Origin of the sequence: Nitrospirillum bahiense, from assembly GCF_007828025.1 — a bacterium.
In the GTDB taxonomy this organism is placed as follows: domain Bacteria; phylum Pseudomonadota; class Alphaproteobacteria; order Azospirillales; family Azospirillaceae; genus Nitrospirillum; species Nitrospirillum amazonense.
On record NZ_VITO01000007.1, the window covers coordinates 258,998 to 280,959 of the forward strand.

Here is a 21,962-nt window from a genome sequence, read left to right on the forward strand (position 1 = left end):
TCAGTTCCACACCCCTGCCAGTTCCACTTCCTCCCCGCCCAGGCCGCGCTTGAAGGTGTTGATGCCCTCCACGTCCGGCGTCAGGCCGCCCAGGTCGAAGGCGACGCGGCCTTGGGCTTTCAGTTCCAGGCAGGCCCGCCACAGCAGCAGGTGGTGGGCACGGGTGCGGCGGCCTTCCGGGCCGCTCCATCCCACCTGATAGGTCGCGGCCACGCCGTGGCCGAAGATCAGCACGCCGGCCACCGGCTCGCCGTCCAGCAGGGCGCGCAGGACCAGCACGTCGCCGTCCTTGTGCATGACGGTGCGCAGGCGGGTCAGCAGCTTGCTGCCGGCGGCGCGGTACTTGCGCTCCTTACGATCCGCCTCATGCTTTTCCAACAGCCAGGGCAGGGTGGCGCCGTCGCGGTCCACCTCCACCACCAGGCCCGACTTCTCGCCCTGGCGCAGCTTGTTGCGCCACTTGGGGTCCAGCCGCGCGCGCAAGGTCGCTTCATCCGGCGTCAGGTCCAGCCAGACGGTGCGGTAGCCGGGCCCGGGCTGGTGGCGCCAGCCGGCCCATGTCAGGGCCGTGGTGGCCAAGGGCCCGGCCGGTACCTCGGCGATGACGCTGGGCCACTGCAGTAGGCCCGTGGGGTAGGCCTGCCGCAACAGGCGACAGGCCACGCCCACGATGCCCCAGTCCTGAGCCTCCGGCGCCAGTAGGGGGCCCCGGTGGATCTTGGCGACGCGCACAGCCCGGGCCAGCCGCTTTTCCAATACCAGCACCAGGCCGATGGGCTGGCCGTCCCGCTCGAAGATGCCCAGGCGCGGTTTCCATCCCTCCACCGTCATCATGGCGGTGGCATAGCCGAAGCATTGCGTCAGGCTGCTGCGCGGCACCCGCTTCAGCAGGGCATTCCATTCGCTGATGCGGGCACCGTCCCAGCGCAGGGTGACATTGGGCGCCGCGCCCGATGCCTTGGGCTCCGGCTTGGGCGTCACCGGGGGCGGGGTCTTGGATTTTTTGACAGGGGTGGATTTGGCCACGGGACTCGACAGCGGCAGGTGGGAACGGTATGCCGCCCAGCATATCGCTTGTCGTGGAAGGACCACCAGCCATGAAGACCCCCATCCAGCCCTGGTGGCACCCCGATCGCATGGCCCGGCGCGCCGCCAACCTGAAGGCGCGCGGCGCCATGACCCGCGCCCTGCGCCGCTGGTTCGAGGATGGGGGCTTTGAGGAGGTGGAGACGCCGGCCCTGCAGGTGTCCCCGGGGCTGGAGCCGCATCTGGTGGCCTTCGCCACCGAACTGGTGGGCAGCCATCCGGACGACCGGCTGACCCTGCGCCTGCACACCAGCCCCGAATTCACCATGAAGAAGCTGCTGGTGGCGGGCTTGCCGCGCATCTTCCAGCTGGCGCATGTCTACAGGAACGGCGAGCGCTCCCCCACCCACAGCCCGGAATTTACCATGCTGGAGTGGTATCGGGTGGGTGCCGGTTACCGCGACCTGATGGACGACTGCATCGGCCTGACCCGGGCGCTGTGCGCCGCCGCCGGCGTTGATACCCTGCGCCGGGGCGACCTCAGCTGCGATCCGCATGCGGAGTGGGAGGTGCTGACGGTGCAGGAGGCGTTCCGGCGTCATGTCGGCATTGATCTGCTGGCGACGGCGCCTGACCCGGCCCGGCCCGACGTGGCCCTGCTGGCCCAGGCGGCCGCGGCCGTGGGCATCCACAGCCATGCCGGCGACAGCTGGGAGGATCTGTTCTTCCGCATCAGCCTGGACCGCATCGAGCCGCACCTGGGCATGGGCCGCCCGACCTTCCTGACCGACTACCCCGTCTCCATGGCCGCCCTGTCGCGGCCCAAGCCGGAGGACGGCCGCGTGGCGGAACGGTTCGAGCTGTACGCCTGCGGCGTGGAGCTGGCCAACGCCTTTGGTGAGCTGACAGACCCGGCTGTCCAACAGGCTCGTTTCGAGGCCGATATGGATTTGAAGCAGGCGCTGTATGGCGAACGTTATCCCATCGACGCCGATTTCCTGGCGGCCCTGGAGTTCGGCCTGCCCGACTGCGCCGGCATCGCCCTGGGCTTCGACCGCCTGGTCATGCTGACCACCAACGCCGCCGGCATCGACGACGTGCTGTGGGCGCCGGTGGCCCTGCCGTGAGGTGATTCGACTCGTTGGCAGGGCTGGCGTATAGTGGAGTTGCTCCATGGGCAACGATAGTGGAGGGAGTCGGGTATGGCACCTAATGCGACACTGGTGGTCGAGCTTCCTTCCGATGTTACGGCGCGCTTGAGCCGACTCGCGACTGTGACCCGGCGGGGGCAGTCGGCTTTAGCTGCGGACGCGATCGCCGACTACGTCACGCGAGAGGAAGCTGATGTCACTGCGCAATTGTCAGAAGCGGAATGGCAGGTGGAAAAGGAACGGCGTAACGCCTTCCTGCGCGAAATATTGAAAGAAGCCCGGCGCCGTTCAAGCGGAGAAGCATTCGATGCCGTCCGGAGTCAGGATTTTCTCTACGATGAGGATGGCCTGCCCGGATGATATCCATCGTGGTGGATAGTTCAGCGTTGATCGAAATCATCCGGGATGGTCCTCGGGCGGATGAATGCGAAGCTTGCCTGGAGCGTGCCGATCAAATGTTCATCAGCGCGGGAACTCTGGCGGAGGCGTTGATCGTTGCGCGGCGTAAAGGGCTTGGAGATCTGTTGGAACTCCTGGCTGGCCGTCAGGCAATGACCGTGGTTCCGATCACCGCGAATGAGGCGCGCCGTGTCGCCGATGCCTATGATCGCTGGGGGAAGGGCGTCCACCCGGCGGGGCTGAACATGGGCGATTGTTACGCCTATCCCTGGCGTGGGAACGCAACCTGCCGCTGCTTTTCGTTGGCGATGACTTTTCCAAGACCGACGTGATCCCGGCGCTATAGGCGCCGGGTGTTCCTCACGCCTCCGCGATGGCCTTGTTGAAGGCCCGCACCGCAGCACCCGGCCCCTCCGGGTGATGCCAGATGGAGGAGACCACGGCCAGGAAGTCGGCGCCGGCGCGCACCAGGTCGCCGCAATTCTCCGGCGTGATGCCGCCGATGGCGACGCAGGGGATTTCCATCATCTCCTGCCACCAGGTCAGCAGGTCGGGCGTGGCCCGGTGCTCCGTCTCCTTGGTGCCGGTGGGGAAGAAGGCGCCGAAGGCGACGTAGTCCGCCCCGTCCTCGCCCGCCACCATGGCCAGGTGCCGGCTGTCGTGGCAGGTGACGCCGACGATGGCTTCGGCGCCCATGATCTTGCGCGCCTCGCGATAGGGCGTGTCGGCCTGGCCGACATGCACGCCGTCGCAGCCAGTCTCGCGGGCCAGGCGGGGATGGTCGTTCAGGATGAAGGCCACCTCGCGGCTTTGCGCGATGGGGCGCAGCACGTCGATGGCGCGACGCACGGTGTCGTCGTCCACATCCTTCAGGCGCAGCTGGACGCAGGCGACGTCGCCCGCGTCCAGGGCCGCGGCCAGGTCTACGGCGAACGCCGCCGGCTCCAGGGCCGGCGGCGTCACCAGGTACAGACGGCAATCAGCCTTCAAAAACTTATTCCTTGCCCTGGTAGATGCGAACGATCCGGTCCAGCAGGGCCAGCGCGTCCTCACGGCTGCGCTGGAAGCTGTTGCGGCCGATGATGGAACCATTGCCGCCGCCGTCGCGAATGGCGCGGGCGTCGTCGAACACCGCGTCCTCACCCTTGGCCGCACCGCCGGAGAAGACCACCAGGCGCTTGCCGTTGAAGGCGGAGCGCATGACGTCGGCCACGCGCTCGGCCTGGGTGGACCGGGCGATGCCCTTGGCCTCGTAGACCTTCTTGGACTCCTTGTTGCCCAGGTGGTCGGTGGCCAGCTTCACCTTGATGATGTGGGCGCCCAGCAATGCCGCCATGTGGGCGGCATAGGTGCTGATGTCGATCGCCAGTTCGGCGTCCTTGTCCAGGTCGCCGCCGCGCGGGTAGGACCACAGCACGGTGGCGAGGCCGCAGGCCTTGGCCTCGGCCGACAGTTCGCGGAACTCCTCGAACTGGTCGAACATGGCGTCGGAGCCGGGGTAGATGGTGAAGCCGATGGCGGAGCAGCCCAGGCGCAGGGCGTCGGCCACGGTGGCGGTCACCGCCTGATCCGGTGCGTCGCCGCCGCGCGACAGGCTGTTGGAGCTGTTCATCTTCAGGATGGTGGGGATGGCGCCCGCGAAGGTGGCAGCACCCTGCTCCAGCATGCCCAGGGGGGCGGCGTAGGCGTTCAGGCCCGCGTCGATGGCCAGCTGGAAATGGTAGTGCGGGTCGTAAGCCGGCGGGTTGGGCGCGAAGCTGCGCGCGGGGCCATGCTCAAAGCCCTGGTCGACGGGCAGGATGACCATCTTGCCGGTGCCGCCCAGGCGGCCTTCCATCAGGATGCGGGCCAGGTTGGCCTTGGTGCCGGGATTGTCGCTCTCGTACCAGGAAAGGATTTCCTTAACGCGGCGGGTCAGCTTCATGGTTACGGTATCCCCGAGTCTGTTTTGAGTGTTTGTGTTTATTGTACGCGTGATGCCGGGTTGATATCCCAGCATCGGGTGCTTGGCAATCTGCCCCAGGGTCGGGGCGAGATCATGGCAGATTTCCGCCAAAAGCGATGAGCGACTAGTGATTTTGCTGGGGCCGCGCGCCGCGTTATTGCCGGTTGCCATCCGGCCCCTTGTTTTTCGCGTGGCCGGCCGCCACCCGGTCGCGGCCAGCCCGTTTGGCGGCGTACAGGCCATGGTCCGCCCGGTCCAGCAGCTCTTTCAGCGGCAGGGTGGGCGGGCCCGCGGCCACGCCGATGCTGACCGTCACGGCGATGACGCCCGCCCCCTCGATGTCATAGGGCGTGTCGCCCACGGCCCGGCGCAACCGCTCCGCCACCGCCAGGGCTGTGGTCTCGTCCGCATCCGGCATGAACAGCGCCAGTTCCTCCCCGCCCAGCCGGGCGAAGACGTCGGTCTTGCGCAGCAGGGCGCGGATGCGGGCCACCACGGCCAGCAGCACCTCGTCCCCCGCGCTGTGGCCCAGCGTGTCGTTCACCTGCTTGAAGTGGTCGATGTCCATCATCAGCAGGGCGGCGGGCGTGCCCATCGGCCGGGCCAGGGTCAGCGCCGCCTCCGCCAATTCCATGAAATGGCGGCGGTTGTGGATTTCCGTCAGCGGGTCGCGGTTGGCCAGATCCTTCAGCCGCTCGTTCGCGGCCAGCAGATCCCGGGTCTGGCGGGCCACCTGCTCCTCCAACACGGCGCGGCGGCGGCGCAGGTAGGCGGTGCGGACCTGCACCAGGGCCACGACGCCGGCCAGCGCCAGCGCGACGGCAGCCAGCTTGGCCCACAGTGTCTGCCACCAGGCGGGTTGCACCTTGATGGACACCTTGACCGGGGTGGACCAGTTGCCCGCCCGGTCGCCCGCCTTGATCAGCAGGGTGTAGCGGCCCGGCGGCAGGTTGGTGTACGCGGCCGTGCGCTGTGTGGCATCGGCTTCCGTCCAATCCTCGTCGAAACCGCTCAGCGAGTAGGCATAGCGGGCCTCCTCGGGCGCGGTGTAGTCCAGGGCGGCGAAGGAGATCTCCACGCTGCGGTCGCCGGGGGCCAGGCGGATGGGCGCGGGCGCCGCCATGGTGCCGGTGGGCACGGCCCGGCCGGCGATGCGCACCGCGGTGACGACGATTGGGGGCCGCTCGGTTTTCGGCTTGAAACGGTCGGGATGCACCACGGTCGCGCCGCCGCCGCCGCCGAAGATCAGGCTGCCGTCCCGCAGGGCGGCGCCGGAGTGAATCCAATAGGCGGGGATGGCGATGCCATCGGCTCGCCCCAACGCCCGGGTGGCCCAGGTGTCGGGATCGATGACGGCCAGGCCATCGGCCGTGCTGGCCCACACCCGGCCGCCGCCGTCCATCAGAAGGGTCCCGATATTGTCGTTGGGCAGGCCATCGGCCATGGTCAGGCGCCGGAAGACGCCACGCGGATGGTCCGGGTCCGCCGGCCGTTCCAGCACGCCGATGCCCCCGCCCAGGGTCCCCAGCCACAGCCGGCCACGGCGGTCGATCAGCAGCGTGGTGATCAGATCCGCCGGCAGGGAGTGGGGATCGGCCGGGTCGTGCAGGTAGTGGCTGAAGGCGCCGGTGGCCCCATCCATGCGGTCCAGGCCGCGCCGCGTACCTACCCACAGGCCGCCGGCGCCATCCGGCAGCAGGACGTTGACGCTGTCATCGACCAGCGAGGCCGGGTCGTCGGCGCTGTGCCGGAACACCTTGGCCTCTCCCGTCGCGGGCGCATAGCGCACCAGGGGGCCAGCGCCGAACCAGAGGCCATCGCCTTCCGCCAACCCATAGATCATGGGGCTGACGACCTGGCCGGGGAAGGGGTGCTGCTCCAGCCGGCCGCTGCTGGGGTCATGGCGGAACAGGGCGCGCCCCGCGCCAGCCCCCAGCCAGACCCCGCCATCCGGCGCGCTGGTGATGCTGACGACACCACCCGCCGGCAGGTCGGCCACGTGGGGCAGCGGCGTGACCACGCCGGCGGCCGGATCCAGCAGGGCGGCGCCGTGGTCCTTGAATCCCATCCAGGCCCGGCCGTCGGGGGTGGTTGTGATGCCCAGGACGTTCGCGTCGGGCAGGCCACCCGCGCTTGAGTCGGGCAGCAGGGTATCGACGGCGTCGATGCGCAGATCGGTGCGGCTGACACCCACGTTGGTAGCCGCCCACAACAGTCCCGTGCGGTCGCGCATCAGCGCGTGGACGCTGTCGTCCCCCAGGCTGGTGGGGGTCAGGGGATTGTGGCGCAAGGTGCGCAGCGCACCGGTGGCGGCGTCGATGATGGTGATGCCGCCGGCCACCCGGCCCACCCAGATCTCGCCCGGCCGCCCCTCGGTCAGGCAGAACACCAGCGGACCGCCCAGGGCTTGGGGGCTGGCCTCCGGCACCAGGCGGGCGGGCCCCCAGGCGGTGGCGGAGACGGGCAGTACCCGGCCCAGGCCGGAGCGTACGGTGGCGAACCACACCCGTCCGGCGCTGTCCTGCGTCAGGGCGATGACCTCGTCCGTCACCGCATGGTCATGGGCGTCCAACAGGGGGACGGGGGTGAAGGCGGCGGCGCCGGGTCCCCGGCGCATCAGGCCGGTGACGGTACTGACCCATAGGCTGCCGTCACTGGTGCGCAGCAGGGCGCGCACGCGGTCGCCGGGGGCCGAGGTGGCGTCCCCGGCATGGTGCGCCTCCGGCGTCACCGTGCCGGCGGCGTCCACATGTTCCAGCCCCGAGTTGGTGCCGGCCCACACGCCGTCGCCGCCATCACCGACCATGCTCAGCACGCCGCCGCGCGCGGGTAGGCCCGCCGGCTCCGGAAACTCCTGGAACTGCCCGGTGGCCGGATCGTAGCGCGCGATGCCGCCTGTGGCGGTGGATACCCAAAGCCGGCCGCCGGCGGCGGGAACCAGGGCGGTGATGACGTTGCCTGGCAGGCTGCCGGCTATGCCGTCCTGGTGTTGGAAGGTGCGGAAGCGGTAGCCGTCATAGCGGGACAGGCCGCCCTGGGTACCCACCCAGACGAAGCCGTCACTGTCCTGCGCCAGGGCCATGGCGATGGGATGGGGCAGGCCGGCCTCGCGACCGGTGTTGGTGAACAGGGTTGCGTGCAGCCGTTCCCATCCCGTGGGCGCCGCGCCGGCGGTGGTGGCAATGACCAGGGGCGTTACCGCAAGAATGGTCAGGATTTGTCGTAATTGCCGCACAACAGGTCCCTAAATCCCGGCATCATCCGGCACGCTGCTAGATGTACACGCGGCCAAGCCTTCCGGATAGGTCGATTGACGATGAATCGCCAGGTTGATGACTAGGCGCGCGTCGATATGGAGACTGGGGCCGCTGCCACCAATTTTAAATGGACGGCCCTTAACAGAAAGTGAATTCGCTCAATATTGGCGAGTGACAATAATAGTAATCTGGTTCTAAGGGCTGAATGTTAGATCCTCGTCAGCCACGCCCGGCTGGCCGCCACCGGGTCGCGCCGGCCCCTCAGGTCCAGGGCTTCGACCCCTTCCGCTGGATGCAGATGGGCGCCCAGGGACTGGGCGATGTCGGCCAGGCGCGCGGCGGCGGCCGCGTCGCCGGAAAAGGCGACGTCGGGGATGCCCAGCGCCAGCGCGGCGATGGCATGGCCGGCGGCATCGCCGCAATCCAGTACGGCCGTTACGCGCGCGCCGGGAAACTCCGCCGTGATGGCATCCAGCAGGGCGCGCCAGCCCCCGGCGCCCAGCGCCCCGCCGGCGTCCGGCGCGCTGACCAGACGCACGGGCGCGCCATCGGCCGCCGCCACGGCGGCGCGGGCGTCATCCAGGCACAGGACGCGGATCGGGCGGCTCACGGCGGTTCAAATCCTGAAAGAAAAAGGGCGCCGCGGCATGGCCGCGGCGCCCCATCCTACGCGATCCCGGTTGGGATCAGCCAACCTTGTGCAGGGCGACGGCGGTGTCGCTCATGCGGTTGGAGAAGCCCCACTCGTTATCGTACCAGGTCATGATGCGCACGAAAGTGCCGTCGATGACTTTGGTCTCGTTCAGGGCGAAGATGGACGAGTGCGGGTCGTGGTTGAAGTCGGTGGACACCAGCGGCTCGGCATAGACGCCGAGGATGCCCTTCAGCGGGCCCTCGGAAGCGGCGGCCTTGATGGCGGCCGAGACTTCCTCGACCGAGGTGGCCTTCTTGGCCACGAACTTGAAGTCCACGACCGAGACGTTGGGGGTGGGGACGCGCAGCGAGGTGCCGTCCAGCTTGCCCTTCAGCTCCGGCAGCACCTTGCCCACGGCCTTGGCGGCGCCGGTGGAGGTCGGGATGATGTTCAGGGCGGCGGCGCGGGCGCGATGCAGGTCCTTGTGCATCGTGTCGACCGTGTTCTGGTCGCCGGTGTAGCTGTGGATGGTGGTCATGAAGCCGTGCTCGATGCCGATGGCATTGTTCAGCACGTAGGCCACCGGGGCCAGGCAGTTGGTGGTGCAACTGGCGTTGGAGACGATCTTGTGTTCCGGCGTCAGCTTGTCGTGGTTCACGCCATAGACGACGGTGATGTCCTCATCCGTGCCGGGGGCGGAGATCAGCACCTTCTTGGCGCCGGCGGCCAGGTGCTTGGAGGCGCCTTCGCGCGAGGTGAAGATGCCCGAGCATTCCATGGCCACGTCGATGTCCAGGTCGCCCCAGGGCAGCTTGGTCGGATCGCGTTCCTGCACCACCTTGATCGTGTGGCCGTTGACCACCAGGTTGCCGTCGACCACCTCGACCGTTCCGGGGAAGCGGCCGTGCACGCTGTCGTACTTCAGCAGGTGGGCGTTGGTCTTGGCGTCGGCCAGGTCGTTGATGGCGACCACCTCGACGTCCTTGCGGCCGCTCTCGTAAATGGCGCGCAGCACCAGACGGCCAATGCGCCCGAACCCGTTGATGGCAACACGAACAGCCATGTGTCTTCCTCCGACATCGTTGAACCGCCCGAGGGACCGGGCCGGCTATGCTGAAACCTTGAAGATGGTAAACGTCATGCCGTCGTTTTAGGCGCTATGGGGCTTGCATGGCAGGCCTACCATAGTGGGACGTCTCATCCGGACGCTCGTGTCAAAGCGGGGACCCGGGATTGGTTCCCGGTTGGGTTCCCTGGGCCCCGCCTTGGATACTCACTCAGAGACGGGCCTTGGCGGCCGCGACCACGCCGTCGACGGTGATGCCGAAGTGCTGGTACAGCTCCTTGTACGGGCCCGACTCGCCGAAGCCCGGCATGCCGACGAAGCCGCCCTTGGGGCCGATCCAGCGGTCCCAGCCCATGCGCACCATGGCTTCGACGCCGACGCGGACCACGTCATCACCGCCCAGCACCTGGGCCTGGTAGGCCTCGCCCTGCTCCACGAACAGCTCCCAGCTGGGCATGGAGACGACGCGGGTGGGCACGCCCTCGGCCTGCAGCACGTCGCGCGCCTGCACCGCGATCTCCACTTCCGAGCCGGTGGCCAGCAGCACAACCTTGGCCACCCCGCCTTCGGCCTCGCGCAGGATATAGGCGCCCTTGGCGGCCAGGTTCTCGTCCGTGTGCTCGACACGCAGGGTCGCCAGGTTCTGGCGGGTCAGCGCCAGGACCGACGGGCGGGTCTTGGACTGCAGCGCCAGTTGCCAGCACTCCGCCGTCTCCACCTGGTCGGCGGGGCGGAAGACCAGCAGGTTGGGGATGGCGCGCAGTGCCGCCATATGCTCCACCGGCTGGTGGGTGGGGCCGTCCTCGCCCAGGCCGATGCTGTCATGGGTCATGACATGCACCACGCGCTGCTTCATCAGGGCGCCCAGGCGGATGGCCGGGCGGCTGTAGTCGGCGAAGCACAGGAAGGTGCCGCTCAGCGGGATCAGGCCGCCGTGCAGGGCCATGCCGTTCATGGCGGCGGCCATGGCGTGCTCACGCACGCCATAGTGGATGTAGCGGCCCTCGTACTTGTCGCGCTGCAGGCTGACGACACCCTTGGTGCGGGTGTTGTTGGACCCGGTCAGGTCGGCGGAGCCGCTGATCAGTTCCGGCACCACGTCGAAGATGGCGTCCAGCACGTTGCCCGAGGCCTGGCGGGTGGCCACGCTGGGGCGGGCCTCGCTGGTGGCGCGCTTGAAGGCGGCGATGACGGTGTCCAGCTCGGCCGGCGCGTCACCCGACTGGGCGGCCTTGAAGGCGGTGCCCAGGCTGTTGTCGGCGGCGGCCAGGCGCTGGTCCCAGGCGCCGGCGGCGGCGGCGCCCCGAGCGCCGTATTGGCGCCAGGTGTCAAGGATGGGGGCCGGGATTTCGAAGGGGCCGTGCTCCCAGCCGTAGGCGGCGCGGGCGCCGGCGATCTCGGCCGCCCCCAGGGGTGAGCCGTGGCTGGAGTTCTTGCCGGCCTTGGTCGGGGCACCCAGGCCGATGGTGGTGCGGCAGGCGATCAGCGACGGGGTGCTGGTGGTTTTGGCCTGGGCGATGGCTGCCGCGACCGCCACCGGGTCATGGCCATCCACGGCCTGCACGTCCCAGCCATAGGCGACGAAGCGGGCCTTCACGTCCTCGGACAGGGACAGGTTGGTGGGGCCGTCGATGGAGATGCTGTTGTCGTCCCACAGGACGATCAGGCGGCCCAGGCCCAGGTGGCCGGCCAGCGAGGCGGCCTCATGGCTCACACCTTCCTGCAGGCATCCGTCACCGGCGATGACATAGGTGTGATGGTCGACCAGCGCGTCGCCGAAGCGGGCGTTCAGATGACGCTCCGCCAGGGCCATGCCCACGGCCGTGGCAATGCCCTGGCCCAGCGGGCCGGTGGTCATCTCGATGCCGCGGGCCATGCCGTATTCCGGGTGGCCGGCTGTGCGGGCGCCCAGCTGGCGGAACTTCTTGATCTGCTCCAGGTCGATGTCCTCATACCCCGTGAGGTAGAGCAGCGCGTAGATCAGCATGGAGCCATGGCCGGCCGACAGCACGAAGCGGTCGCGGTCGGCCCAGTCCGGGCGCTTGGGATCGAACTTCAGGAACTGGGTGAACAGCACGGTGGCGACATCGGCCATGCCCATGGGCATGCCGGGATGGCCCGACTTGGCCGCTTCCACGGCATCCATGGCCAGGACGCGGATGGCGGTGGCGAGATCCTTGTGGGGAACGCCCCCGACGACATCTCCGGTTGCGGGCTGGGACGACATGGGCAGAGGGCCTTTCATCAAGCGGATGCGCTGTGCTCAGAAGGCCGGAAGGGCAGCCGACAGGGCGCCTGCTCCGGCGGATTCAACCGGGACGACTGCCACGGGAAGGGCATTCCCGGGAGACGATCCAGGGCCCGATGCTCCCGATGAGTTGCGCCGCCGCACCGCCTTCTTTAAGGGCGTCGTGCGCGCACAGTCCAGGCGCGAGGGGCGGGCGGCACCATGACCGCCACCGCCTGCCGCGTCAAGGTCCGGGGCCCTCCAAAAACTGCAAGCGCGGCCAGCGTTAACGCCTGTATCCGGCGGGTCTTTCCCGCCGCGCTTTGCCATTCATGATCCTGTCGCCCCCGCGCCGGCGCCTAATCGTCTGTCGGCGCGGTTTTTTCGCTGGTCCCGACCGCTTTCTTTCTTTATTCGACGCCAGAGCTTATCCATCTTATTTGCACCCGACCTCCCTTCCATTGGCTATCGGACCCGTCTCGTCCCATGGAACGACTGAAGACCGCGCTGGAACGTCTGGATGCCGCCGTCCTTGTGCTGGACGGGGCGCTGGAACGACGCCTGGCGCAGCCCGCGGTCGTTCCCAGTGATGTCGATGAGGCGGCCAAGGCCCGCATCGCCCAGCTGGAACGGGCGCTGGCGGCGGCGGAAGGGCGGGAGCAGGGTGCCAAGGCCGCGACCGCGGCCTTGTCGGAGCGGCTGGACCGGACCATCGGCCAGTTGCGTGCGGTGCTGGAGGACTGATTAGAAGATGGCCCGCGTGGACATCATCCTGAATGGACGCCCCTATGGCCTGGCCTGCGACGATGGCCAGGAACAGCGCCTGCGCGAGCTTGGCTCCTATGTCGATGCCCGCCTGCGTGAGGTGGCGCATGACGCCTCCGGCGGCAGCGAGACGCAGCTGCTGGTGCTGACCGCCCTTATGCTGGCGGATGAGATTTTCGACCTGCGCGCCGAGTTGGGGGGGCCGCGCCGGCCCGTGCCGGCCCCGGTGCAGGAGGCGACCCCTGCGCCCCGCGCAGAGGACGATAGCGTCATCGCGGCCGTCGATAGCTTGGCCAAACGCATCGAAGACATTGCAGCGCGGCTTGATCGCTCCTAAATTAGCTTTCTGGAACGGGGCTGCGCGGTTCGACAGGATGCTTTATCCCCAGGGCCGATACCCAATCCTCTAGGGGGCTGTCCCTGCCGACGCCGTGGTGTCGGACATATGGCTCCCACCTGCCTTGGCAGGCCGTGGAGGATACGCTTGTCCATCGGCCGTCGCGGCTCCTTCCAGACCCTTCCCCCTCTTGCCCCGCATGATGCCGGGGCCTGTCCTTCGAGGGACCCTATCCGCCCGTGACCGCCACACCCTCCCGTACCCACGACGTTTCCCCGGCCCCTGGTACCGCTACATCGGCCACGGGTCCGGCGGCCCTGCTGACGGAGGAGGCGGCGCGCGCCGCCAAGAAGGCGGTGCGGGTTTCGGCCCGCCGGGTGCGTGCGGAGCTGGAACTGGACCGTGCCGCGGCGTCCAAGGCGCTGGCCGACAATTTCCTGGGCGCGCTGCCCCGGATCACCGACGGCCTAGCCCCGGTGGGCCTCACCATCGCCTTCTATTGGCCTGTGGGGGATGAGATCGATCCCCGCCCGCTTATGCACCGGGTGGTCGCGGCCGGGGTGAAGGCGGCGCTGCCCGTTTGCCAGGCCAAGGGCCAGCCCTTGCTGTTCCGCCGCTGGCTGCCCGGCACCCTGCTGTCGCCCGACGTGATGGGCGTGCCGGCGCCGATGGAAGAGGCGGCGCCCGGTGGCGGTGCCGTGGTGCCCGACGTGGTGCTGGTGCCCTTGTTGGCCTTCGACCGCCGGGGGCGGCGCCTGGGCTATGGCGCCGGTTTCTATGATCGTACCCTGGCTCTGCTGCGGCGCGAGCATGCCATCCAGGCGGTGGGCATTGCCTTCGCCGATCAGGAACTGGACAAGGTGCCCTGCGACGCGCATGACCAGGGTTTGGATTGGATCGTCACCGAGCGCTACGCCGTTCGGGCCGGGCAGCGGCGCAAGCGCTGACCGCTTTCGGGGTTGAGGAAGTCATGCGTCTGTTGTTCCTGGGTGACGTGGTGGGCCGCAGCGGCCGTGACGGCGTGTTGCGGCATCTGCCGGACTTGCGCAAGGCGCTGGCGCTGGACTTCGTCATCGTGAACGGCGAGAACGCGGCCGGCGGCTTTGGCATCACCGAGAAGATCGCGCAGGAGTTCTTCGCCGCCGGCGTCGATTGCCTGACCACCGGCAACCACGTCTGGGACCAGAAGGAACTGGTGGGTCAGATCGACCGCCTGCCCAACGTGTTGCGCCCTCTGAACTATCCGGAGGGCACGCCCGGTCGCGGCGCCTCGCTGCTGCCCACCCGTGACGGCCGGCGCAAGGTGCTGGTGGTCAACGTCATGGCCCGCCTGTTCATGGATGCCCTGGACGACCCCTTCGCCGCGGTGGAGAAGGTGCTGCGCACCTATCGCCTGGGTCCCAACGCCGCCGATGCCATTGTCATCGACGTGCATGGCGAGGCCTCGTCGGAGAAGATGGCCATGGGCCATTTCTGCGACGGCCGCGTCACCCTGGTGGTGGGCACCCACACCCACACGCCCACGGCCGACACCCAGATCCTGAACGGCCGCACCGCCTATCAGACCGACGCCGGCATGTGTGGCGACTATGACAGCGTCATCGGCATGAAGAAGGAGGCGGCGGTGCTGCGCCTGACGCGCAAGCTGCCGACCGACCGCCTGACTCCGGCGGAAAACGATGCCACCGTCAGCGTTTGCGGCGTGTTCGTGGAAACGGATGATCGCACCGGCCTGGCCCTGCGGGCCGAGGCGGTGCGCGTGGGCGGCCGCCTGTCGCAGGCGATGCCCAAGCTGGCCTGAGTCGGCCGCACTTTCGCCCTGTTGCCTGCCGCCTTTCCGGTTAGCATTGCAGAAACCTCCTTGGCGCCGCCGCCGGAATTCCGCCATAAAGCGGCCGTAACTCGGACGGAAAGCACGGTCCTGTGACAAGCCTGTGGCAAGCTTCGCCCCCAGGCCTGTCCCTGGGCGTGCCTGATGCCACAACATGTGGTACAAGCTGCCCGGATATACCCCCGCTCAACCCCATATAGAGTTCAGGGTCCCATGGCTGGACATTCACAGTTCAAGAACATCATGCACCGCAAGGGCGCCCAGGACGTCAAGCGGTCCAAGCTGTTCAACAAGCTTGCGCGTGAAATCACCGTGGCCGCCAAGGCGGGCCTGCCCGATCCCAACCATAACCCGCGCCTGCGCGCCGCCATCCAGGCTGCCCGCGTGCAGAACATGCCGCGCGACCGCATCGACCGCGCCATCAAGCAGGGCACGCCCGGCGCCGGTGACGACACCAATTACGATGAGGTGCGGTATGAGGGCTACGGCCCCGGCGGCGTCGCGCTGATCGTCGAGGCGCTGACCGACAACCGCAACCGCACCGCCTCGGAAGTGCGTTCCGCCTTCTCCAAGCACGGCGGCACGCTGGGTGAGACCAACTCGGTCAGCTTCATGTTCAACCGCATCGGCCTGATCACCTATCCGGCCAGCGTGGCGGATGCCGACACCGTGCTGGAGGCCGCCATCGAGGCGGGCGCCGACGATGTCAGCAGCGATGAGGAGAGCCACTCCATCATCACCGGCATCGACAGCCTGGGCGAGGTGCGCGACGCGCTGGAAGCCAAGTTCGGCGCGCCGGAAGGCGCCAAGCTGACCTGGCAGCCGCTGAACACGGTGGCCCCATCGGAAGACGCGGCGCAGAGCCTGCTGAAGCTGCTGGACGTGCTGGACGACAGCGACGACGTGCAGAACGTCATCGGCAACTTCGAGCTGTCGCCGGAGCTTCTGGAGAAGCTGGGCTAAGCCGGACGGGAAGGGGGACGGCGGCCATGGGGGATCGGTCGATCCGCGTGCTGGGCCTTGATCCGGGCTTGCGCAACATGGGCTGGGGCGTCATCGACGTTTCCGGCAACCGGTTGACGCATGTCGCCGACGGGGTCGTGCATTCCGACGACCGGGACGACCTGGCCCGCCGTCTCGTCACCCTTTATGAGGGGCTCCAAGACGTCATCCGGACCTGGACGCCGGACGAGGCGGCGGTGGAAGAGACCTTCGTGAACAAGAACCCCGTCTCAACCCTGAAGCTGGGGCAGGCGCGGGGCATCGCCCTGCTGGCCCCGGCGCGCGAGGGGCTGCCCGTGTCGGAGTACCCGCCCAACCTGGTGAAGAAGTCGGTGGTGGGCGCCGGTCACGCCGACAAGACGCAGGTGCAGGCCATGGTACGCATGCTGCTGCCGGGCTTCCAACTGTCCAAGGCGGACGCGGCCGACGCCCTGGCCGTGGCCATCTGCCACGCCCACCACAGCCAGACCCGGCGCCTGGTGGGCGGCATCATGGCGGGGGCGGCAAGATGATCGCGAAACTCAAGGGTCTGCTCGACAGCACCGGCCTGGACTGGGCCATCATCGACGTGGGTGGGGTGGGCTATCTCGTCTCCGCCTCCTCGCGCACCTTGCGCCGCCTGGGCGGGGTGGGGGAGGCCGTCTCGGTCCTGACCGAGATGTGGGTGTCGGAAGACAAGATGCAGTTGTTCGCCTTCGCCGACGTGGCGGAGCGGGACTGGTTCCGCCTGCTGACCACGGTGCAGGGGGTGGGCGCCCGCGTCGCCCTGGCCGTGCTGTCCGTGCTGTCGCCGGAGCAGATCGCCCAGGCGCTGATGGCCCAGGACAAGACCGCGCTGACCCAGGCCGACGGCGTGGGGCCCAAGCTCGCCACCCGCATGATCAGCGAACTGAAGGACAAGGTGCCGTCGCTGGCGCTGGCCCCCACCTTGGCCGGCACGCCGGCCGGCAAGACGGACGCGGCCGCCGCGCCCGCCGCCAACGGCGCCGTAGCTGATGCCGTCTCCGCCCTGGTCAACCTGGGCTACAAGCGGCTGGAGGCCTTCGCCGCCGTCACCACCTGCGCCGCCCGTCTGGGCCCTGAGGCCGGCGTTTCCGAACTGATTCGCGCTGGCCTCAAGGAACTGAGCGCATGAGCGGCCCGGAGTCGGACCGTCTGGTGAGCCGCGAACGGGCCGCGGGCGATGGGCAGGACGTTTCGCTGCGTCCCTTGTCCCTGGCCGACTTCACCGGCCAGAAACAGGTGCGTGAGAACCTGTCCATCTTCATCCAGGCCGCCCGCTCACGGGGCGAGTCGCTGGACCATGTGCTGCTGTTCGGCCCGCCCGGCCTGGGCAAGACCACGCTGGCCCAGATCGTGGCGAAGGAGATGGGGGCGGGGTTCCGCGCCACCTCCGGCCCGGTCATCGCCAAGGCGGGCGACCTGGCGGCCCTGCTGACCAATCTGCAGCCGCACGATGTGCTGTTCATCGATGAGATCCACCGCCTGTCGCCGGCGGTGGAGGAGATCCTCTATCCGGCCATGGAGGATTTCCACCTGGACCTCATCATCGGTGAGGGGCCGGCCGCGCGCTCCGTCCGCATCGACCTGCCGCCCTTCACCCTGGTGGGCGCCACCACCCGCTCCGGCCTCATCACCCGCCCCTTGCGGGAGCGATTCGGCATTCCCCTGCGCATGCAGTTCTATGAGCCGGAGGAGCTGCAGCTGATCGTCGGCCGCGCTGCCCGCCTGCTGGACATGACGCTGTTGCCGGAAGGGGCGCTGGAAATCGCGCGCCGCTCGCGCGGTACGCCGCGCGTGGCCGGCCGCCTGCTGCGCCGGGTGCGCGACTTCGCCGCCGTGGCCGGCGCCACCGAGATCGACGCCCGCGCGGCCGACATCGCCTTGACTCGGCTGGAGGTCGACCGGCTGGGCTTCGACGCCATGGACCGGCGCTATCTCAACTGCATCGCCAACAATTACGGCGGCGGCCCGGTGGGGGTGGAGACGCTGGCGGCCGCCCTGTCGGAACAGCGCGACGTGCTGGAAGAGGTGATCGAGCCCTATCTGATCCAGCAGGGCCTGCTGCAGCGCACCCCGCGCGGCCGCCTGCTGACCGACATGGGCTATCGCTATCTGGGCCTGCCCGCCCCTGCCACCCCGGCGCGCCAGTTGGACCTGCTGGGCCCCATGGATGTGGAAGGGCCGGATGCGGAGGAGGGGCTGGATGTCTGAGGCCCTTGACCTGCTTGGGGGCCATCTCTCCGGCCACATGGTGGGCGACGTCCACCACTTCCCCGTCCGTGTCTATTACGAGGACACGGACGCCGGCGGCATCGTCTACCACGCCAACTACCTGCGCTATGCCGAGCGGGCGCGGACGGAGATGCTGCGGGTGCTGGGCGTGCCGCATGCGGAGCAAGTGGCGACGACCGGCGTCGCCTTCGCCGTGCGCCGCTGCACCATGGATTTCCTGGCCCCGGCCCGCCTGGAGGACACACTTCTGGTGCGCAGCCGCATCATCAGTGTCACCGGTGCCACGGTTTTAGCGGAACAGACCATATACCGGCCACAAAGTGGTGGCATCGTGACAGCCGGCCAGGCCACGGAAGACGATCAGGTCCTGGTCCGGCTGACTTTGACACTGGCCTGCATCAACGCCCAAGGCCGGGCGGTGCGGGTCCCAACGCCTGTGGCGCAGGCCTTCGCCCGTTTGGGTGCCAGCCGCGAAAGCGGCGAGGAAAAGGACCGCGGCGCCGGCGAAAAGATCAATTCGAAGGGTGACGGCGCGTCGGCGGACGCCCCGTCTGAAGAGTGAGAGTGGCGATGCAGCATCAGATCATGAATTTCGTGGCCCTGGGCGCCAATCCGGCGGCGGACCTGTCGGCCCTCAGCCTGTTCATGACGGCCAACTGGCTGGTCAAGGCCATCATGCTGGGGCTGTTGGCGGCCTCGGTCTGGGTGTGGGCCATCATCTTCGACAAGTCGATCAAGCTGCGCCGCATGAAGGCCGCCGCCGCCGATTTCGAGGAGCAGTTCTGGTCCGGCGGTTCGCTGGATCAGCTGTATGAAGAGGTGGGCAAGGCCCCCGGCGATCCGCTGTCCGCCACCTTCGCCGCCGGCATGCGTGAATGGCGTCACGCCAATGAACGCGGGCTGACCTCCTCCGGCGCCATGCGCGCCAACCTGGCCCAGCGCATCGAGCGCGTCATGTCCGTGACCGTCAGCCGCGAAATGGCCCAGACGGAACGCTACATCACCGTGCTGGCCACCGTCGGGTCCAACGCCCCCTTCGTCGGCCTGTTGGGCACGGTGTGGGGCATCATGCACAGCTTCACCAGCATCGCGGCGGCCGGCAACACCAGCCTGGCGGTCGTGGCCCCCTCCATCGCCGAGGCGCTGTTCGCCACGGCCCTGGGCCTGGTGGCGGCCATCCCGGCCAGCATCGCCTACAACAAGTTCTCCTCCGACATCGCCCGCTTCGGCGACCGGCTGGACTCATTCGTGACAGAATTCAGCGCCATCCTGCAGCGCCACCTGGAAGAGCGGGGCTGACATGGGCGCGTCGCTATCGGGAAAGCAGTCCACCGGCCGGGGGCGCCGCCGCGCGCGCCCCATGGCCGACATCAACGTGACGCCCATGGTGGACGTCATGCTGGTGCTGCTCATCATCTTCATGGTGACGGCACCCCTGCTGACCGTGGGCGTGCCGGTCGACCTGCCCAAAAGCAAGGCCCCGGCCGTCCCGGGCCAGGATGAACCGCTGGTCGTGTCCATCCGCGACAACGGCGACGTCTACCTCAACGAGACCAAGACGGACCTGACCGACCTGGTGCCGCGCCTGGCCGCCATCAGCCAGAACAACCCCGACGCGCGCATTTTCGTGCGGGGCGACAAGTCCCTGGCCTATGGCCGCATCGTCGAGGTCATGGGGGCGATCAGCAGCGCCGGCTACAAGAAGGTGTCGCTGATCGCGCAATTGCCTGACACCCCGGCCCGTCGCTAGCAGGAAGCCAGACCGATCCCATGCGTCCGGCCATCATCTTTTCAGTCGTCCTGCACGTCGCGCTGCTGCTGCTGGCGATCCTTGGCCTGCCTTTGCTGAAAAGCGAACCGCTGGTCATGTCTGAGCCCGTGGCGGTGGAGATGGACATTAGCGAGCTGACCAACACGTCGGTCAAGCCGCCGGAAACCCCGCAGCCGCCAGCGCCCAGGGCGCCCGAGCCGCAGCCCGACCCGACCCCACCCACCCCGCCGCAGCAGCAGGCCGAGGCCGAGCCGACTCCGCCGCCGCCGGAAAAGGTGCCGGAGAAGCCGACCCCGCCCGAGCCGCCCAAGCCGGAACCGCCCAAGCCCGCGCCCACCCCGCCGCCCCCGCCGGAGCCCGAGGCCCTGCCCATCAAGAAGATGGAGGTGCCCAAGGTGGAAGAGCAGAAGACGATGGAGCTGGAACAGCCCAAGCCGGTGCCGAAGCCGGAACCAAAGCCCGAGCCGCCCAAGCCCGAACCCAAGAAGCCTGAGCCGCCGAAGAAGGATACGCCGTCCCTGGACAGCATCCTGAAGAACGTGGACAAGCTGAAGGAAGACAAGCCCAAGGAGACGGCGAAGGACACCCCGGCGAAAGACACGCCGAAGACGCAGCAGACCTCGGTGGCTCAGCCTCAATCCGACCATCTTTCGGCGTCAGAACAGGATGCCCTGCGCTCGCAATTGGCGGGTTGCTGGGCGGTGCCGGCTGGCGGCAAGGACGTGGACAAGATGAGCGCCGACATTCGCGTCACCTTCGACAGTTCCATGCGCGTCACTAAGGTGGACTACGTGTCCGGCAACGGCTCGCTGTCCAACCCAACGTACCGCAGCTTCGTGGAAAGCACCCTCCGCGCGCTGCAAAAGGATCAGTGTTCGACCTTGCGCCTGCCCAAGGAAAAGTACGGCGGGGCCGGGTCTATCGTGTTCACGTTCAGCCCGAAGGACATGTTCTGATGACCACGCGACAGACGCTAACCGCCTTACGGCGCGCCATCGCCCTGGCTGCCGTGATGATTATGGCGGTCGCGGTTCAGGCCAAGGCCGAGCTGCATCTCGATATCACCACGGGCAATGTCCAGCCGTTGCCCATCGCCGTCACCCAGTTCTATGGTGAGGCGGTGGGCGCGCAGATCGCCAATGTGGTCGAGGCCGACCTGGAACGCTCCGGCCTGTTCCGCCCGCTGGACCACCGCGCCTTCATCCAGACTCCGGACCAGCTGGCCAACGGCCTGCCGCGCTATGGCGACTGGAAGGTCATCAACGCCCAGGCCCTGGTCAGCGGCACGGCCAGCGTGCAGCCCGATGGCCGCCTGAAGGTGGAGTTCCGCCTGTTCGACGTGCTGGCGCAGCAGCAGCTGACCGGCCTGGCCTACTTCACCCAGCCCGACGGCTGGCGCCGCATCGCCCACATCATCGCCGACGCGATCTATAAGCGCATCACGGGTGAGGACGGCTACTTCGACACCCGCATCGTCTACATCGCCGAATCAGGTCCGGCGACGGCGCGGCAGAAGCGCCTGGCCATCATGGACCAGGATGGCGAGAATAACCTGTATTTGACCGATGGCCGGGTGCTGGTGTTAACGCCGCGTTTCTCGCCCACGGCTCAGGAAATTACATACCTGAGTTACTTCAACAACAGGCCTAGGGTGTACATCTTCAACGTGGACACCGGCCGGCAGGAGGTTTTGGGTGACTTCCCCGGCATGACCTTCGCCCCGCGCTTCTCGCCCGACGGCAACAAGGTCATCATGAGCCTGGCCCAGAACGGCAACACCGACATCTATCTGCTGGACCTGCGCACCCGCCGTCAGACCCGCCTGACCGACAATCCGGCCATTGATACGGCTCCTTCTTTCTCACCCGACGGAAGTAAAATTACTTTCGAATCTGATAGAGGCGGAAGTCAGCAGATCTATACGATGAATGCTGACGGCACGAATGTTCAGCGCATTACTTTCGGTGCCGGCAAGTATGGCACGCCGGTGTGGTCGCCCCGCGGTGACCTCATCGCCTTCACACGGATCAACGGTGGCAGGTTCTCAATCGGCGTGATCCGCCCCGATGGTTCCGGTGAGCGTGAGCTGAGCACCGGTTACTTGGTTGAGGGCCCGACCTGGGCGCCCAACGGCCGTGTCCTGATGTATTTCAAGGAAAAGCCGACGGGTGAAGGCGGCCGCCAGCGCCAGGTCCGCCTCTACTCCATCGACCTCACCGGACGCAACGAACGGCAGATGCTGACGCCCACGGACGCCTCCGACCCCGCTTGGTCGCCCTTGATTCCGTGATAAGCCCACAGTACTTTCGCAGCGCA

General features: G+C 68.0%; 23 protein-coding genes and 1 other RNA gene. 17 read left to right on the plus strand and 7 right to left on the minus strand.

Annotated elements, in window-relative coordinates; all coding sequences use genetic code 11:
- Positions 1 to 981: a lipid II:glycine glycyltransferase FemX gene (locus tag FBZ88_RS12835; protein WP_246138637.1), complete on the minus strand. Its 981-nt coding sequence runs from the start codon at positions 979 to 981 to the stop codon at positions 1 to 3.
- Between the two features lie 116 nt (positions 982 to 1,097).
- Here FBZ88_RS12835 and epmA point away from each other — a divergent pair, with 116 nt between their 5' ends.
- The 3 genes from epmA to FBZ88_RS12850 all read left to right on the plus strand — a co-directional run bounded on the left by epmA (position 1,098) and on the right by FBZ88_RS12850 (position 2,908).
- A complete protein-coding gene (gene epmA / locus FBZ88_RS12840) occupies positions 1,098 to 2,153 on the plus strand; it encodes an EF-P lysine aminoacylase EpmA (RefSeq protein ID WP_145617341.1) in 1,056 nt (351 codons plus the stop codon).
- Positions 2,154 to 2,228: 75 nt separating this feature from the next.
- Complete coding sequence (locus FBZ88_RS12845) at positions 2,229 to 2,537, plus strand: hypothetical protein (RefSeq protein ID WP_145617343.1); 309 nt, start codon at positions 2,229 to 2,231, stop codon at positions 2,535 to 2,537.
- Positions 2,534 to 2,908 carry a type II toxin-antitoxin system VapC family toxin gene (locus FBZ88_RS12850; RefSeq protein ID WP_246138638.1) on the plus strand — a complete coding sequence of 125 codons (375 nt, stop codon included), beginning with the start codon at positions 2,534 to 2,536 and terminating at the stop codon, positions 2,906 to 2,908. Before FBZ88_RS12845 ends, FBZ88_RS12850 begins: the two co-directional genes overlap by 4 nt.
- 28 nt (positions 2,909 to 2,936) lie before the next feature.
- Here the strand turns inward: FBZ88_RS12850 and thiE are convergent, their stop codons facing one another.
- The 6 genes from thiE to tkt all read right to left on the minus strand — a co-directional run bounded on the left by thiE (position 2,937) and on the right by tkt (position 11,705).
- On the minus strand, positions 2,937 to 3,566 hold the full coding sequence (gene thiE / locus FBZ88_RS12855) for a thiamine phosphate synthase (protein ID WP_145617345.1): 630 nt from the start codon (positions 3,564 to 3,566) through the stop codon (positions 2,937 to 2,939).
- Positions 3,567 to 3,570: 4 nt separating this feature from the next.
- The gene (locus tag FBZ88_RS12860; protein ID WP_004271867.1) at positions 3,571 to 4,500 is read right to left on the minus strand and encodes a class I fructose-bisphosphate aldolase; all 930 of its coding nucleotides are present in this window, start codon (positions 4,498 to 4,500) and stop codon (positions 3,571 to 3,573) included.
- A 175-nt stretch (positions 4,501 to 4,675) separates the two neighbouring features.
- Complete coding sequence (locus FBZ88_RS12865; RefSeq protein ID WP_145617347.1) at positions 4,676 to 7,756, minus strand: ligand-binding sensor domain-containing diguanylate cyclase; 3,081 nt, start codon at positions 7,754 to 7,756, stop codon at positions 4,676 to 4,678.
- 230 nt (positions 7,757 to 7,986) lie between these two features.
- Positions 7,987 to 8,388: a hypothetical protein gene (locus FBZ88_RS12870; protein ID WP_145617349.1), complete on the minus strand. Its 402-nt coding sequence runs from the start codon at positions 8,386 to 8,388 to the stop codon at positions 7,987 to 7,989.
- A gap of 76 nt (positions 8,389 to 8,464) precedes the next feature.
- On the minus strand, positions 8,465 to 9,475 hold the full coding sequence (gene gap / locus FBZ88_RS12875) for a type I glyceraldehyde-3-phosphate dehydrogenase (RefSeq protein ID WP_145617351.1): 1,011 nt from the start codon (positions 9,473 to 9,475) through the stop codon (positions 8,465 to 8,467).
- A gap of 214 nt (positions 9,476 to 9,689) precedes the next feature.
- Positions 9,690 to 11,705 (minus strand): transketolase, encoded by a 2,016-nt coding sequence (gene tkt / locus FBZ88_RS12880; protein ID WP_211102634.1) that lies wholly within the window; start codon positions 11,703 to 11,705, stop codon positions 9,690 to 9,692.
- Positions 11,706 to 12,191: 486 nt separating this feature from the next.
- Here tkt and FBZ88_RS12885 point away from each other — a divergent pair, with 486 nt between their 5' ends.
- From FBZ88_RS12885 to tolB, 14 genes are all read left to right on the plus strand, one after another.
- The gene (locus FBZ88_RS12885; protein WP_145617353.1) at positions 12,192 to 12,449 is read left to right on the plus strand and encodes a hypothetical protein; all 258 of its coding nucleotides are present in this window, start codon (positions 12,192 to 12,194) and stop codon (positions 12,447 to 12,449) included.
- Positions 12,450 to 12,456: 7 nt separating this feature from the next.
- Positions 12,457 to 12,807 (plus strand): cell division protein ZapA, encoded by a 351-nt coding sequence (locus tag FBZ88_RS12890; protein WP_145611620.1) that lies wholly within the window; start codon positions 12,457 to 12,459, stop codon positions 12,805 to 12,807.
- A 14-nt stretch (positions 12,808 to 12,821) separates the two neighbouring features.
- A non-coding RNA gene (gene ssrS / locus FBZ88_RS12895) (6S RNA) lies at positions 12,822 to 12,981 on the plus strand.
- A gap of 65 nt (positions 12,982 to 13,046) precedes the next feature.
- Positions 13,047 to 13,754 carry a 5-formyltetrahydrofolate cyclo-ligase gene (locus FBZ88_RS12900; protein ID WP_246138639.1) on the plus strand — a complete coding sequence of 236 codons (708 nt, stop codon included), beginning with the start codon at positions 13,047 to 13,049 and terminating at the stop codon, positions 13,752 to 13,754.
- Between the two features lie 23 nt (positions 13,755 to 13,777).
- The gene (locus FBZ88_RS12905) at positions 13,778 to 14,608 is read left to right on the plus strand and encodes a TIGR00282 family metallophosphoesterase (RefSeq protein WP_040846143.1); all 831 of its coding nucleotides are present in this window, start codon (positions 13,778 to 13,780) and stop codon (positions 14,606 to 14,608) included.
- A 243-nt stretch (positions 14,609 to 14,851) separates the two neighbouring features.
- Positions 14,852 to 15,601, plus strand: a complete 750-nt coding sequence (locus tag FBZ88_RS12910; RefSeq protein WP_145617355.1) for a YebC/PmpR family DNA-binding transcriptional regulator — start codon at positions 14,852 to 14,854, stop codon at positions 15,599 to 15,601.
- 26 nt (positions 15,602 to 15,627) lie between these two features.
- On the plus strand, positions 15,628 to 16,152 hold the full coding sequence (gene ruvC, locus FBZ88_RS12915; protein ID WP_085940158.1) for a crossover junction endodeoxyribonuclease RuvC: 525 nt from the start codon (positions 15,628 to 15,630) through the stop codon (positions 16,150 to 16,152).
- The gene (gene ruvA / locus FBZ88_RS12920) at positions 16,149 to 16,775 is read left to right on the plus strand and encodes a Holliday junction branch migration protein RuvA (protein ID WP_145611628.1); all 627 of its coding nucleotides are present in this window, start codon (positions 16,149 to 16,151) and stop codon (positions 16,773 to 16,775) included. The genes ruvC and ruvA overlap by 4 nt, the downstream gene beginning before the upstream one ends.
- On the plus strand, positions 16,772 to 17,854 hold the full coding sequence (ruvB, locus tag FBZ88_RS12925) for a Holliday junction branch migration DNA helicase RuvB (RefSeq protein ID WP_145617357.1): 1,083 nt from the start codon (positions 16,772 to 16,774) through the stop codon (positions 17,852 to 17,854). The genes ruvA and ruvB overlap by 4 nt, the downstream gene beginning before the upstream one ends.
- Complete coding sequence (locus FBZ88_RS12930) at positions 17,847 to 18,437, plus strand: YbgC/FadM family acyl-CoA thioesterase (protein ID WP_281290130.1); 591 nt, start codon at positions 17,847 to 17,849, stop codon at positions 18,435 to 18,437. The genes ruvB and FBZ88_RS12930 overlap by 8 nt, the downstream gene beginning before the upstream one ends.
- Positions 18,438 to 18,445: 8 nt before the next feature.
- Positions 18,446 to 19,174, plus strand: a complete 729-nt coding sequence (tolQ, locus tag FBZ88_RS12935; protein ID WP_044564671.1) for a protein TolQ — start codon at positions 18,446 to 18,448, stop codon at positions 19,172 to 19,174.
- A gap of 1 nt (position 19,175) precedes the next feature.
- On the plus strand, positions 19,176 to 19,625 hold the full coding sequence (gene tolR / locus FBZ88_RS12940; protein ID WP_088871795.1) for a protein TolR: 450 nt from the start codon (positions 19,176 to 19,178) through the stop codon (positions 19,623 to 19,625).
- A 20-nt stretch (positions 19,626 to 19,645) separates the two neighbouring features.
- A complete protein-coding gene (locus tag FBZ88_RS12945; RefSeq protein ID WP_145617359.1) occupies positions 19,646 to 20,602 on the plus strand; it encodes a hypothetical protein in 957 nt (318 codons plus the stop codon).
- Positions 20,602 to 21,936 (plus strand): Tol-Pal system beta propeller repeat protein TolB, encoded by a 1,335-nt coding sequence (gene tolB / locus FBZ88_RS12950; RefSeq protein ID WP_145611635.1) that lies wholly within the window; start codon positions 20,602 to 20,604, stop codon positions 21,934 to 21,936. Before FBZ88_RS12945 ends, tolB begins: the two co-directional genes overlap by 1 nt.
- The last annotated feature ends 26 nt before the right edge of the window (positions 21,937 to 21,962 follow it).